Source organism: Metamycoplasma equirhinis (assembly GCF_006385185.1).
GTDB classification, from domain to species: domain Bacteria; phylum Bacillota_I; class Bacilli_A; order Mycoplasmatales; family Metamycoplasmataceae; genus Metamycoplasma; species Metamycoplasma equirhinis.
Map to the genome: position 1 here is coordinate 1 of NZ_VFIX01000010.1, position 15,133 is coordinate 15,133.

At 26.8% G+C, this 15,133-nt stretch carries 12 protein-coding genes and 1 rRNA gene; 4 read left to right on the forward strand and 9 right to left on the reverse strand.

Annotated elements, in window-relative coordinates; genetic code table 4:
• From FJM08_RS03015 to mnmA, 7 genes are all read right to left on the reverse strand, one after another.
• Positions 1–93 (reverse strand): 16S ribosomal RNA (locus FJM08_RS03015); the annotation flags it as partial.
• A gap of 308 nt (positions 94–401) precedes the next feature.
• Entirely contained in the window at positions 402–872 is a 471-nt protein-coding gene (greA, locus tag FJM08_RS03020; protein ID WP_140031721.1) for a transcription elongation factor GreA, read from the reverse strand.
• Positions 873–910: 38 nt separating this feature from the next.
• Positions 911–1,633, reverse strand: a complete 723-nt coding sequence (locus tag FJM08_RS03025; RefSeq protein WP_140031722.1) for a BC85_0335 family putative methyltransferase — start codon at positions 1,631–1,633, stop codon at positions 911–913.
• Position 1,634: 1 nt separating this feature from the next.
• Positions 1,635–1,949: a hypothetical protein gene (locus FJM08_RS03030; protein ID WP_140031723.1), complete on the reverse strand. Its 315-nt coding sequence runs from the start codon at positions 1,947–1,949 to the stop codon at positions 1,635–1,637.
• A 12-nt stretch (positions 1,950–1,961) separates the two neighbouring features.
• Complete coding sequence (ruvX, locus tag FJM08_RS03035; RefSeq protein ID WP_140031724.1) at positions 1,962–2,387, reverse strand: Holliday junction resolvase RuvX; 426 nt, start codon at positions 2,385–2,387, stop codon at positions 1,962–1,964.
• A complete protein-coding gene (alaS, locus tag FJM08_RS08365) occupies positions 2,380–5,040 on the reverse strand; it encodes an alanine--tRNA ligase (RefSeq protein WP_140031725.1) in 2,661 nt (886 codons plus the stop codon). The genes ruvX and alaS overlap by 8 nt, the downstream gene beginning before the upstream one ends.
• A 13-nt stretch (positions 5,041–5,053) precedes the next feature.
• A complete protein-coding gene (gene mnmA / locus FJM08_RS03045; RefSeq protein WP_140031726.1) occupies positions 5,054–6,166 on the reverse strand; it encodes a tRNA 2-thiouridine(34) synthase MnmA in 1,113 nt (370 codons plus the stop codon).
• A gap of 431 nt (positions 6,167–6,597) precedes the next feature.
• Here mnmA and FJM08_RS08370 point away from each other — a divergent pair, with 431 nt between their 5' ends.
• From FJM08_RS08370 to FJM08_RS08385, 4 genes are all read left to right on the forward strand, one after another.
• Complete coding sequence (locus FJM08_RS08370; RefSeq protein ID WP_140031727.1) at positions 6,598–8,490, forward strand: S41 family peptidase; 1,893 nt, start codon at positions 6,598–6,600, stop codon at positions 8,488–8,490.
• A gap of 112 nt (positions 8,491–8,602) precedes the next feature.
• On the forward strand, positions 8,603–9,886 hold the full coding sequence (locus FJM08_RS08375) for an MAG4530 family protein (protein WP_140031728.1): 1,284 nt from the start codon (positions 8,603–8,605) through the stop codon (positions 9,884–9,886).
• Positions 9,852–10,700 (forward strand): hypothetical protein, encoded by an 849-nt coding sequence (locus FJM08_RS08380; protein WP_140031729.1) that lies wholly within the window; start codon positions 9,852–9,854, stop codon positions 10,698–10,700. The genes FJM08_RS08375 and FJM08_RS08380 overlap by 35 nt, the downstream gene beginning before the upstream one ends.
• 2 nt (positions 10,701–10,702) lie before the next feature.
• Positions 10,703–11,890, forward strand: coding sequence for a hypothetical protein (locus FJM08_RS08385; RefSeq protein WP_140031730.1), 1,188 nt, complete (start codon positions 10,703–10,705; stop codon positions 11,888–11,890).
• Positions 11,891–11,940: 50 nt separating this feature from the next.
• Here FJM08_RS08385 and FJM08_RS03070 read toward each other — a convergent pair whose 3' ends face one another.
• Positions 11,941–12,840, reverse strand: a complete 900-nt coding sequence (locus FJM08_RS03070; protein ID WP_140031731.1) for a gamma-glutamylcyclotransferase family protein — start codon at positions 12,838–12,840, stop codon at positions 11,941–11,943.
• Between the two features lie 318 nt (positions 12,841–13,158).
• A partial coding sequence (locus tag FJM08_RS08390; RefSeq protein WP_170177187.1) for a hypothetical protein occupies positions 13,159–15,133 on the reverse strand: 1,975 nt, incomplete at its 5' end.

The following is a 15,133-nucleotide window of genomic DNA, read 5'->3' on the forward strand; positions in this document are numbered from 1 at the left end:
TTCGCCGCTAGGCTATTGCTAGCCTCGCTCGACATGCATGTATTAGGCACACAGCCAGCGTTCATCCTGAGCCAGGATCAAACTCTTAATATTTGATTTTGGTTAGTTATTTTATTATTGTTTTTTTAAATTGACGTTATGGTATTCGTATCCAGTTTTCAAAGAACTATCTGTACTTTTTCTAAATTGTACATTTAGTATTATACATATTTTATTTTTTAGTTTGTAAAATAATTATTTTTTTGATTTTGTGCGAAAAATTAATGAAAAAAATGGCGTTTCGCCACTTTAAATGATTAAATTAGTAATATTTTGAATATAAAGGGGATTTTGTTTGTTTAGCATTTTTAGTTAATTTTGCCAATATTATTCTTATTTATATTTTATTACAAGATTGTAAATTATAAAATTGATTCAATTTTTACCTTATATTTATTTGGAGCATCAACTTGAATAGTTTCGCCAACATGCTTTCCTAAAACAGCCTTTGCTAATGGCGAAGTATTAGATATTTTATTATTAAATGGATCAGCTTCTAGAGCACCAACAATCGTTGCTTCAATTAATTGTTTAGTTGATAAATTGATAGCTTTAATTGTGGAACCAATTTTAACAATATTTGCTTTTCCTTCGTTTTCAATAACTTCACAATTTTCCAAAATATGTTGAATTTTAAGAATCTCTGCTTCAATTGCTGCTTGCTTATCTCTTGCGGCATCATATTCAGCATTTTCAGATAAGTCACCTTGATTTCTAGCTTCGACTAATTCTTCAATTACTTGTGGTCTTTCAACTTCTTGTAAGTATTTTAATTTATTTTGATACTCTTCATAACTTTGACGAGTTAAATAGTTTTTCTTATCTTCTTGCATTTAATGTCTCCTTAATTTTATTAATAGGGTTAGAGAATCTAGTTTGTTTTAGCGATTTCAGACATGTTCTCATTTTTTGCCAATATTATAACATTTTCGTGATGAAATTTTATTGTTTCATAGCGAAAGTTGTTTGCTAATATGGCATTTTTTTGCTCTTTTAATTCGCGCAAGTTATTCATATTAATAATTAACATACCTTTATCGCTTAAATATTCTTTAAAATTTAAAATGTTATTTGAAATAGATACGGTCTTATCAAGCGAAACAATCATATCGTATTTTTTATCTGATACAATTTGCCTAATGTATTTTAGATTTTTTTCATCTAGATTTTCAATTTCAGTTTTAACAAAATCAATTTTCTTTTCTTTTAGATTGCTATCCAATATATTAACAGTGCAATTATTTGCAAGTGTTGAAATCGAGATTGGTAAATAATCAGCTCTAGTATTGCTCAAAATATTTGTATATTTGTTTAAATATATACTATTAATAATAAATGCTACAAAAAAATCATCTTCGGTAGCAGTATAGAATTTTTTTATTCCTGTCAAAACAATGCCATAATTAGGATTTTCTAATTTAAGTTTAGCAAGTTCGCTTTCTTCTTTTGGATTAATAAATTTGGCGGCATATTTTTTTTTGAACAAAAGTGTTATTGCAAAGACGGTAAACGCAATTATTAATGCACAAACAACGCTAATAATCAATGCTAATCTTACTTTTTGCGATAATTTTGAACCACTATTAATTAACATTTTAGTCTTCCTTGTTGTATCCAATTAATCTAGCTAGCAGATCTGATTTTCCATCTTTATCCAAAAAAATATAATGTTGGTTTAATTCGAATAGAAAATCAGTTAGAATGTCGATTTCGCCTTCATCTTCCAATTCAACTAAAACAGAGCCTTCGCCTTTTTTTGCAAAATATAAAGCTTCACTATCAGTTAAAATGAAATAATCCTCACCGTTTTCAGGTAATTCTACAATTATATGAAATATAGATTCATCATCAAGAACTATTTTTCTACTTTCATCTTCAAAAAGTTTTATTTCTTGCCTTTTAGTTTCCATAAGTTTCTTTCCTTATTTTTTGTTTAAAAAATCTTCTAAAATTAGTTGTGCTGCAAGCAAATCTTTTTTAGTCTTACGTTTTTTTGAATTATAACCAGCTCCTAATAAAATTTCTTCAGCGTTAATTGTGCTTTGTCTTTCATCTTGAAATATAACGCTAATTGCAAAAGCCTCCTCAATACGTTTCGCAAATCGCTCAACCATATAAGTTCTTTTGCTTTTAGATAAATCCATACGTAATGGATATCCTATTACGATAGCGTCTATTTCATTTTTATACTCTGACTGATAGAGGTATCAATCAATTCTTTTTAAAACTTCAACAAAATGGTTTTCTTCAAAATTAAAATTTTCCAAACCACTTGAAATTATGCAATTTATATCTGAGATGGCAAAACCACAAGTTTTAGTGCCTAAATCAAGTGCTAACTTACGCATTTAAAATTTCTTTAATTTTGCTAATAATTTCATTTAAAGAAATTTCAAGTGATAATGAACCTTGGCAGACAATTTGATTGCCGCCACCTTTACCATTTAGTTTTTGGCATATATCCATAAAAATTTCACGGGCATTATATTTCTTTGAAGCAACTATTATAAAATAATTATTTTTACTTATCTTTTGCAAACCGATAATAATTGCATCTGAATTTGCTTCACGCAATTGTATTACTGCTCGATTTAAAATCGGATTTGTTAAATTATCAATAATAATAATTTGTTTGTCACCGATACTTTGTGCAACATATTCATCAATATTCACATTTTCGTTTTGCTTTTGTTTTAAAAACTTACGATAATCGTTTCTGATTAAATTTTCAAAAATTTCATATTGGTTTAATAACTTTTCTTTTTCAGAGGTTGTTTCGGGAATTTGTTTTACGAATTCAATTGAATAACTCGCATTTAATTCTTGATTATTTTTGATTAATGTATCGAGCAATTTTTGTTTTTCATTAATTTCTCTATCAAGATATTTAGCAACTAATTCAAACGAAGTTACAACTCTTAAACGATAAATTCCAGTTCCTTTTGAATCAACACTTACGATTTTAAAATCTTCAATTAAACCAGTATGACTTACGTGTGTTCCACCACAAAGATCTTTTGTGATATTCTCAAATTCAACTACTCTAACCGCATTAGCGTCATGATATTCTGATTCGGCAATCGTCATATATGCGCCCATTTCTTGGGCTTTTTTAACACTTGTAACTATATAATTACGTTTTGCATCTTGCTTAATATACTCACGCATCTCTTTTTCAATATTTTTAATTTCTTCTTTGGTTGGACGATGATCTAATCCAAAGTCAAAAGTAAAGTGTTCTGGCGTTATATTTGATCCAAGTTGCTCAATTATTTCATGTGGATATGTTTTTCTTAAAGCGTGAAACATAATATGTGTTGATGAATGATTTCGCGCGTAATTTAAACGCTTTGGTTCATCAACAAAACATTCAACTTCGTCTTTATCATTTATAATACCTTTAATCATATGAATTGGATTTCAATATTTATCTTTAAAAACATCCAAAACTTCAATGCGATTACCATTCTGAATCATATAACCAAAATCATGATTTTGGCCTCCACTTGTTGCATAAAATGGTGTTTTATCTAAAATTACATAGTTTATAGCATCAGCGTCATTATTTTTTGCAATCTGATGTTCATCATCTAACAAATAAAGAATTTTTGATTTGCTTTTTGTAAATTCATAACCAATAAATTCTGATACTTTATCAGGGATAATTGCAAGCGAATTAATTACTTTTTGCATTCCGACTTCAATTTGACCTCTTGATTTTTCTTGATGTTCTTTTAAAAATTGATTAAATTCATGCATGTCAATTTTTATACCTTTTTCAGCTAAGATTTCATTAGTTAACTCAATCGGAAAACCATAAGTATCAAACATTTTGAAAGCAACTTTCACGCTAATAGTGCCGTTTTTTTGAAGTTCTTGTTCTAGCAATTTTTCGCCATCATTGATTGTTTTAGCGAATAATTCTTCTTCGCTTTTGATAACTTTCTCAACTTCTTTTACATCAATGCTATAAATTAATGATTCTTTAACAATTTGAACTAATTTATATAAAAATGATTTTTCTTTTATACCTAAAGCTAAGCCAGAACGATATGAGCGTCTTATTAAACGTCTAATAATATATCCACGACCAACATTTGATGGATTAACACCATCATTAATCGCATTAACAGAAGCACGAATGTGATCGGCAATTATTTTAAAATATGTATTAATTTTGGTTTGTGACACATCTTTTTTGAAGTAATTATCAATTTCATATTTTAAAGAAGTTAATTTTTCGACTTCATGAATAATTGGTAAAAATAAATCGGTGTCAAAATTTGTAGGGGCATCTTGCATAATTGAAACAATTCTTTCAAGACCGGCGCCGGTATCAATATTTTTGGAAATTAATTCAGTGTAATTATTCTCACCATCGTTATTAAATTGTGAAAATACAATATTTCAAATTTCGATATAACGGTCATTTTCAATATCGTTAATTAATAATTCAATACCGCGTTTGTCATATTTTTCACCACGATCAAAAAATATTTCTGTGTCAGGGCCGCAAGGACCTTGGCCCACATCTCAAAAGTTTGTGTCCCTTGTTCCTTTTATTAAATGACTTGGGTCAATGCCATTTTTAACTCACTGTTCAAATGTTTCGATATCTTCTGAAAAGTAAGTAATATAAATTTTTTCCTTTGGCAATTTTAAAACATTAAAAACAAACTCATAGCCAAAGTCAATGGCTTCCTTTTTAAAGTAATCGCCAATTGAAAAGTTACCAAGCATTTCAAAAAATGTATGGTGGCGGGCAGTGACACCAACATTTTCAATATCATTTGTTCTAATTGATTTTTGTGAATTGGTAATACGACGTGCAGGAGGGATTTTTTTACCGCTAAAATAATCTTTTAATGTTGCTACTCCCGAGTTAATTCAAAGTAGTGAAGGGTCATTTTGTGGAATTAATGATTTGGATTCGACAATTAAATGTCCTTTAGATTCAAAAAAATCAAGTCACATTTGTCTTATTTGTTTTGATGTTAACACATTTTCTCCTTAGTTATAAATAAGTTTTTAGTTCGTTTTGATAATATACTTTATCAATTATAGCACCACCGATAACTTTATCATTTTGGTAGATAACAATTTCTTGGCCAGGAGTAACCGCTTCTGTAGGGGGATATTGCACTTCAATTTGATTATTTTCACCTAACTTTAATGAAATTGGAATATCAACTTGGCGATATCTAAATTTTGCAGTTAAATTTTCTGGTGCGAATTTTTTCGCGATTTGGTTAAAATCGGTAGCGATCAACTTATCAGATAATAAATATTCATTGTGATTTTCGTTGGCGACATAAATTATTGCTTTCTCAATATTATGTCCGACAACAAAATATGGTTTTTCAAATCCACCAAGGTTAAGTCCCTTGCGTTGGCCAATTGTATAATACATTGCGCCAATGTGCGAGCCAACAACTTTATTTTCAGCTATATCATAAATTTTGCCGTGCTTCGCGGGAATATAGTTTTCTAGAAATTGGGTAAACTTTCTTTCGCCAATAAAGCAAATTCCGGTTGAATCTTTTTTATTAGCTGTTTTTAAATTTAACTTTCTAGCTATTTCACGAACTTCAGATTTCATAAAATTAGCTAAAGGAAAAATTACTTTACTAAGTTGGTCGTTATTTAGTTGTGCTAAAAAATAAGATTGGTCTTTATTCAAATCTTTTGCACGATACAATTCGCCATCACATGCTTTTGCATAATGTCCCATAGCGATAAAATCTGCATCGAGGTTTTTAAAGGCATAATCAGAAAATGCCTTAAATTTTATAAACTTATTGCAAAAAATATCTGGGTTTGGTGTTCTTCCTTTTTTATATTCATCTATTAAATAGCTAAATACATAATCCCAGTATTCTTTAACAAAGTCAACACGAAAAAGAGGAATATCAAGTTCTTTTGCCACGACTTGTGCATCTTGATAATCTTGTTCTTGCGGACATACATTTTCATTAATGTTTTGATTACCTTTAAAATCATTGTTTAAAAATGAATCTCAGTTCCGCATAAATAGACCAATAACTTGATATCCTTGTTCTTTTAATAAATAGGCACACACAGATGAATCAACTCCACCGCTCATTCCTAAAACGACTTTCTTTGGCATAATTCCTCCTTTCATTTTTTGCTGTTAACTCGTGCATTATAATTGTAAATTACAGGAAAAATATTTCGTAAAAAAATGCAAAAATTTTTAAGATTTTAAATAAAAATAATTACTATCATAGTTAACATTTATAAGTAATTTATTGGAAATATTTGAGAAAATAAATTTTTTTAATTATTTGCATAACAAAAGTTAAAAAATGTTTAGAATTATAGAGGCAAAAAAATTTTATTTTCAAAACCGTTTTTACTAAATAATTAACAAAAAATAATAAAAAATATTTCACAAAAAAATTGGTACATTAGACCAATTATTTTTTTATTTATTTAAATAAATAACAATCCACACTTTTAAAAATTTTTGTTTTTGATTTTGTTCGGTGCTAAAATGAAAACGTGCAAAGCACTAAATAAAATAAGGACAATATATAAATGAAAAAATCGATTAAATCAAAAATTTTAACAGCTGCTATTATGCCGCTTGGAATGGGCATGCTTATGCCTATAACACTATTGTCATCTTCATGTGACAATAAGGAATTAAATAAAACTAGAAAAGAATTAGAAGAAACAAAAAAACAACTAGACCAAACCAAAAAAGATTTGAATAAGACGAAACAAGAATTAAAAGACATAACTAAAGAAGACAAAAATTTAATTGATCCAGAACCCAGAAATGATGATAGTGCAAATATTACAAAAGAAGAATGTGACTTTGAAAACACTAACCGTGAATATACAATAAATCCTGGAAAAATTAATGCATATTTTGTTGACAGCAAAAAAGAAAATCCTTTAGTAGATCTTGATGAAGTTTTAAAAGTTTTGGAAGGATATGTTGATAATGGCAGTTTTAAAGTAATTGTCGACGAAGTTAATAATCAAAAAATTTACCAAATTTTAGAAGGCGATAAGGTTGTTGAACAATTGATTTACAATTGAGTTAAAAACTATATTCATGTAACAAATACAAGTTTTTTCTATAATATTCTTAAACCGCAACAATTAACTGATAATAGTCAATTTTTGAAAATTGAATATGAAGGCAAGAAAGAAGATAATAAAGGTGTAACTTTTAATCTTGCAAAATATGATATGGACATTTTATATCACAAAGGTAAACTATTAATTCCTTTTTCAATCTTTAATACATTATACATGAGTCAAGCATTTACAAACATGTACTTTAATGGTAAAAAATTTGTAAATGTTTTTGCGGGCATGGATTCATATGGAGAAACAGACAAAGATACTAGAAAGAAGATTAGAGATAATGAATTAGTAGGTAAAAGTCAATCTAAAGAGTTAAGGCAAGCGACATATAATCACTTTTTATTTACAATGGACTATTTTTACGGCTTAAAAGGATACAAAAAAATAGATTCATTTGATAATTATATAAGCAAGAAAAACAAGGAAAAATTTTTATCTACAAACGCTGAAGATTATAATGAAGCATATGTAAATATATTTCATAAACAATTAAACGAATTACATACGAGAATGAATTCATTATCATATTACGAAAGTGATTGAAGTAAACCACGTTTAGGCGCATTAAAAATAAAAGATACACAAGGAGAATACCTTAAGAAATTTTACGCTAATCGAAAAATGTTAAGAGAATCATTTGAAAAACGTTTTGGCGAAATTTCTAAGTTTCAACCAAAAGATTATATTAGATATCACAACAAAACAGCTATTGTTAATGTTTTTGAATTTGTGGATGGCGAAAAAGATCAAATACAAGGCGAAGATGCATGAAAATATGACACATATTATTTGATGCGTAAATTAATGGATGAAGTTAAACAAAAAACTGAAATTAAAAACATTATTCTTGATATCTCATTAAATGGTGGCGGAAGTGTTAATGCGATGGTTAGAGCCTTAGGATTTATGACTGATGACCCGATATTGAATCGCGAATATGATGTTTTAAATAGACGCGCCGATTTAACAAAATCGAGAGTCGATACAGATGGTGATGGAAATTACGATAACGATGCTTACAAACAATATAATTGAAATTTACTTGTAAGTTTGAATACATTTAGCGCAGCAAATCAATTAACAAGTATTGTCAAGGAAATGAAAATTGCAAAAATTATTGGTCAAAGAACAGGTGGTGGAATGTCTGCTATTATGCCGTTTACTTTAATGGATGGAACAACCGTAACAATTAGTAGCCCTAACAACGCAGTATTCGGCGAAAACAATTCAGAAATTGAAAGTGGAATTGAGCCAGATCTTAAAATAGATTATAAAGATTTTTACAACGATGAAGCTCTTGATAAAGCTTTAAATAAAGCTAATAATAATTAATTACTAATATAGTAAAAGGGAAGCGGTTGCTTCTCATTTTTAATTCTAATATTCAAAAAAATTCTTTCTATTTTAAATTAAATTGTTTGATGTTAATGATAGAATATAGTAAATGGATATAGGCGAAACTCAAATTAAAAAATTTGAATCAAAAAATAACAAATATATTTTAAAATGCTTTAATAAAGCAATATTGTGCTTTGTAATATTCATATTTATAACTATTATTTTTGCGATATTTTTATTAGTTTTTAATAAATTGCTTTTTAAATGGTCGTGAGTATTGATGCTTTGCATCATAATATTTATGGCCGTTTTTTCAATTTACTTAATTATTCAATTTAATCACACCTTTAATAAAAATAATACATTTAGTATTTTCTATAGATTAAATAAAATAAACAAATTATTCGGAATAAAAAGTATCAAAATGTTTTTAAATAAATACAACAACATTAAAAAATTTAAAATATTAAATAAAATAAGATTCAACAATCTTGATTTGGTATTGCAAGGTAGCGGTTCCATTTTGCTAAATGACAAAATTTTTTGAAGAAAAATAAATGATATAGACCTAATATTTTTAAATGGGATCGCCAACATAGAACAAATTAGATCTAAAATGAATGAGTTAAAATTTAATATTAATGTTTGTGAAAATTCATACATAAATTTTTTAACCAATGTAGCTGGATTAGAAATAGAAATTTTGCCAACAAAATGTATTTCTAACGAATATGTCAAAAAAAGTGGCGAAATTTATTATTGTAATGTTTATTGACAGATATCAATGAAGCTATTTCAACTTATGGAATTTCTAGTTAAAAAAAATGAACGTAGAATTAACACAATTGTTGATCTAATTTGACTTTTCAGTATTCACACAAAGGAATTTAAAAATATAGATAAAATTAACGAAACATTAAATTATTTGGTATTGAGTAATTATTTTGTTTATTATTTTTTCCCATATGTCAAAAGATATACTTTGGATATAAATTGAATTTCTAAACAAATAAAAAATGTTTACTATAAAAACGAATGTCTACATAATTTAAACAGCGAATTTTTTAATTTTTTTACATTTGAGTTTTTGCCAATGGTTTTTGACAAAAAAATACTAAATAAAATTAAAAAAATTGATAGCATTTTGAAAAATAGAAATCCTATTTGATACGAAATATTAGATATGTCAAAAAATAATGAATTAAATTCGCTTAAAATAGTGACAAATTTAAAATCTAATTTTTGAAACACATTTGATAAGCATTCATTACATGTTGCAGCTAATTTAAATTTTAATGCCAATGATATACGGTGTTATTTATTGGCGAAATTAAATATAAAAGGAGATGAAAAAAATGATAGTTGAACAACAAAATGAAAACAACATTAAATACGAAGATAAATTGAATTTATTGCAAAAAACTTTAGATTTAATAAAAAATGAAAAAGATAAAGAAAAAATACTTGCTTTTTTAAAGGAAAATGAAATTATTAATTTGAAAAGCGAAACTAAAACGAAAGATGAATTAATTAGTGAAATAAAAAATTTAAGAAAAAAAATAAATCCTTCAAAGGGATACACAAGAAGAATAAGAGAAGATTACTATGATATTCTTGAAAATAAATTGGCAATAGATCAAGAAAAAATTAATAGAATTATGGGCGAATACGATGTTGATGAAATTCAGGCCGCTAATAAAGAAGGTGTAAAAAAATATATAGATTATACTTCATTAGCTAGTAAAGTTGCAAGCGATTTAAAATGATACTCTAGACAAATTAATAAGGCGCCGAAAATATTAGAAGAAATAGAATATTATTTATCAAAAATTTTTGAAGGGGTTGATCCAACAGGTAACCAAACTTTCGATATGATACTTGCAATAAAATCTGCTGCTGAATTTGCAATAAGGGTAATTAATATGGCTTGAAGTTCTATTCAAAATAGCATTAATCATTACTACGGTATGGTAATACCATATTTTGCTCTATTAACCAATAAATTACATAAAAGAGAAAATATGATTTCAATAATTGTGTATATCAAATATGTTGAAAATGAAATTGTAAATAAAAATATTTACGGAATTTATTGAAGAATTATATATGACAATTTGCGCGGATATATAAAAGACTATTATTGAATTTTTAAAATCGCAAAAAACAAAGAATTTACTGATAGTTTTTTCTCTAATAAATATTAGAAATGAATAAAAATTTAGAAGAAAACATTGAAAATGCAAAGATAATATTATTTAAGGGAAAAGACATTAAGAAAAATATTGCCTGACTAGTTGTATGAAATTTTATATCAGCAATACTATGTACTTTACTTGTGACCGGAATATATTTTTTAAGAGGCGCATATATACAAAAATACACTAGGGTTTTTGTCTTGACCACGATCTTATTAATTGTAAACTTATATCTTCCTATTAAAATCACACTATTGAAAAAGCTTGCTATTTATAAAGATATTAATAATTACAAGTTCGTAAAATATTTAATGGCATATTTTATAATAAGCTTCTGCTTTGCATATTATAAAGAAATTAAGACAGACTATATCAACTCAAGATTAATAGAAGCGGAAAAAGAAAAATTTAAGAAAATAGCTAAATATTTTAACTACTATAACACAGTTAAATACACCGCGATATTGTCATATTTAAATATGAATAATTTAGAAATTAGCAAATATAATATTGCTAAATGTCTTCTAAATCAATATGAAGAAAATAATGATTATGAACCATTAAATATATTGCTCTGTTTAAATAGTTTTAATAAAAAGAAATTATTAGCAATTATTACTAATCAAGATTTACATTTGAATTTTAAATTAGTAGATGATTCTCACGCTTATTCAATTAGGAAAATTAATAATTTAAGTAATAATAGCAAAACTGAAAAAATGCAAAAAATGACGTTGGCATTCAACACGATCAGTATTGTTATCTTGTCACTTTATTTTTTAAGCACTATAGTATTTATATTTGGTTTCACAACAAATTTGTCGATTAGTTTAAATAGTTTTAAAATTGGCGGCGCAATATTTAGCGAATTAACCTTACTATATATATTTATTCAATTGACCTGAATCTTACCCGTTATAATAAACTTAATAGCTTTTGTTATGGCAACGCTAACCCAAAAATTAAGTAGACGTGATAAAGTTGCTTATATCTTGACATTTTTGTTGCTAACAGTTTTTAGCATCGCAATTGCGATTTTAAATGAATTTGCGTTTGTTTTACATAAAATTAATCAAACTGTCATGATTATATTAGGGTTAATATTAATTTTTATAACTTGAATTCCTTTTGCTTTTTATTTAAAGGTATTAATCAAAATAAATATTGAATGATATCAAAAATACTACAATATCAAATAAGTTTAATGCAGCCCTAACAAATCAACGTTAAGGCTGCATTTTTTATTTAATTAATTACTATTTTCGATTTGATCAAATACGCCAATTAGATAATTAAAGCGATTCCATGGGTTTAATTGAAAATCAAACGTCATTAATTCAAAAGTATTTTCGTGAGTTGCAATTTGTTCAGATGAAAGCGCAGTATTTTCTGAAGTAACTAGATATTGAAATGGTCTGGTAGTATTTAAAATCGAAACATCAACATTTTTATATTTGCTTGCAAATTCAAATATTTGATGCTTTTCAAAAAAGGATTTATAGTCAATTGCTTTCAGTTGTTCTTGGCGATAGAAAGCTACAAGCGCTAAATATTCAAAACCATTTATAGTTACAGGTAAAAACATAGCTGGAATGTTATATTTGAATTCTTTATTAACTATATAAACATATGGGTATTTATAATTTTTAAATTGCTGCATTTGCTCATTTGACAATTCATATAGAAAAACAACATCGTGAAATGGCAGGTTTTTAGTTTTCTTTTCGGCTTCCAAAAACTTTAAAAGATTTTCGTGTACTCCGTTAAAAATTTTTGCCTTATCTTCAGGGTTAATTAATGAATCAAACGAAATGCAATCCTCTAGCGAAACAATTTTGCTATAGACATAGACATTTTCAACTATCTGATTGTTCTCATCTAATACATTCAACATAATTCGATCAAAATATGGAAATAAATATCATTTATCAAGACGCTTTAAATTTGCCTCGTCTAATTCAAGCAAAACTCCATCTACTATAGATGAATAGTCTTTTTTAATAAATACGTCTTTGTCACGATTAAAAAAAGATTTATAGCCAGCTAATTTGGCGGGCTCATTTTTAATTTTTAGCCCAAACATAGCTAAAAAGTTTTCAGCCTTTACTATTGCATCATATACAAATACTTTAATTTTTTTATTATTCATATTTACTCCCACAAATGCTTATTGTATGTGTAATAATTATACTTTCGTTTGCGCTCACACAATTAAAATCTCATTTTATTTTTGATTTTTATAATGCATTAACATTATTCAAATAGATAGCATTGTCAAACAATATCAAACAAAATAAAAACATGGACAATTGTATTTTTCGCCTAAAATGTAATATTGAGCGTGATAACATGTTTTGTTTTCAGGAATTTTTTTAGCGTTTTTGAAAAACTTAATTCCCCCAAATTGTATTATAAAAATGCAAACACTTTTTACAAGTGTTGCACCTAATAATATAATATGTAAGATCTAAATGTCACCCATTCCTTGGGCATCTGAATCCTTATTTGTTAAATCATAAAATGATAATAAATCTTTTCAAGTAGTTGTTCCTTGTTCACCAACCGAATCAAATCACGCTTTAATTTTTGAAATTCAGAATTCATATTGTTCTATAACTTTTTCTTGAAATTCCTTATTAAGAAGTTTTTCCCTATTTCTGGCAATATCACTATTTAGATGAAATCCTATTCCATTTTTTCCGTCTTCAGTATTAGCGAAGTTAGAAAATTCCTCAAAAATCTTTTTTAATTCTTTTCATTTTTCTGGATCGGTAGTTTTATGCAATTCGTAAAAGCTTGTTAACTTACCAGCTCCATTTGGATAAGGATAAGAAACAATTTGTTTAAGACCTGTTGCGCTAGGATTTTCGAATGTCCTTAAATAACGCAACGTCAAAATAAATTTTTTTAATTCTAGTTCATATTCATAATTGTTTTCCATGTGCGCTTTATGAACTTGACCATTTTGATCAATAGACGTAATAACATCAAATTGAATATTATATTTAATTGTAAAAGATCCTTTACCATAATTGTATGAAATATTAGAAATGTTTGCTTCATTGAAATTCAAATCAGTATTAGTGTTCATATCACGGAAAAGTTGGGTAAACAATTTATATTTAGTATTTTTATCGTAGTCATTATTTCAGTTGTAAGAATCTTTCTTGTAAAATCAAGTATAGACAATCCCGTGTCTTAATAGACCTGTATTTTCTCAATTTCATTGGCTTTTATATATTTCGGATTCTTTATTAATTTCGAAAACAAATTTTGGCTCTTCAATACTATTTTTATGCGTCTTAAATCCCGATATTCTATTTGATTGCTTAGGAATGGCTAATTCAATTTTATCAATTCCATCCTTGAAATTAATAGTGTCATATCATATTGAAACTGTACCATCTAAGTCATTGGGATTTGTATATTTAATATCAACAGAACTCAATCAACTATAATTTTTGGAATTAATAAATTTAAATTCTTCAAATTTGGCATCAGATGCTTTTTTACTAGATTTATCACTTAAGTAAATTCATTCAAAAGTTGAATTTTCAAAATATCTTCTACGATTATTTTTAATTAGCTCACCGAAATCGATTATATATTTCTTATGGCCTATTTCATAATCTTTGTACTGTTGCGCTTTATTTTCTGATTGGCTATCAACATAAGCAACGTTTTCCTTAACAAATTTCACTTCAAATTCAATTTTTTTGCTGTCGTGTTTTTTGATACTATTTTCATCAACTATAGCTTTTAAACCATTAATGTTTTCGCCACTAAATTCAACAAAATTGCCAAATTTATTATTAGTTATAGTTTTAGATGCGGCTTTCATTCTTTGAATTAAATCATCAAGTGTAAAAATTGATTGATCATTTACAATTGAATGTCCATTATAGTTTTGTGGTGTACTATAATCAAAATATTTTTTAAATACAGCATAGCAACGCATTATTCTGCTTGTATTTAATGTTTTTGAATTAACAGTTGTTTTTCCGGAAATTTTAATATACACTAATCCGTGAATATCATCAAAAGTCGGCGTTTCTATACTAAAACTAAAATCTTTGTAAATTTTTATACCCTCTTCAGTTTTCGAAAGTTTTGATTGTAAGTGATTTTTATCTCTTAATTTATCTAAATCAATTGTCTCAATGTGATAACTGTTTTTAGAAGTTTTAAAGGATAATTCAAATAATTTTTCGGCTTCTGATAAAGATTTATTTTTCAATAATTCTGAAGCAAATTTGTTTTGATCACTTTCATTTTTAAGTTTTAAAGTTGTAAAAAATTCATTTACTAATTGGTTAAGATTAATTTTATTCATTTCCTCTATTAATTCGTTTGTAAAACGTAAATAGTGTTGATTAAAATAATTAATATTCAAATAAGTAGGATTAGTACTAAATCAAATTTGATTGTAAAGACTGCCATCA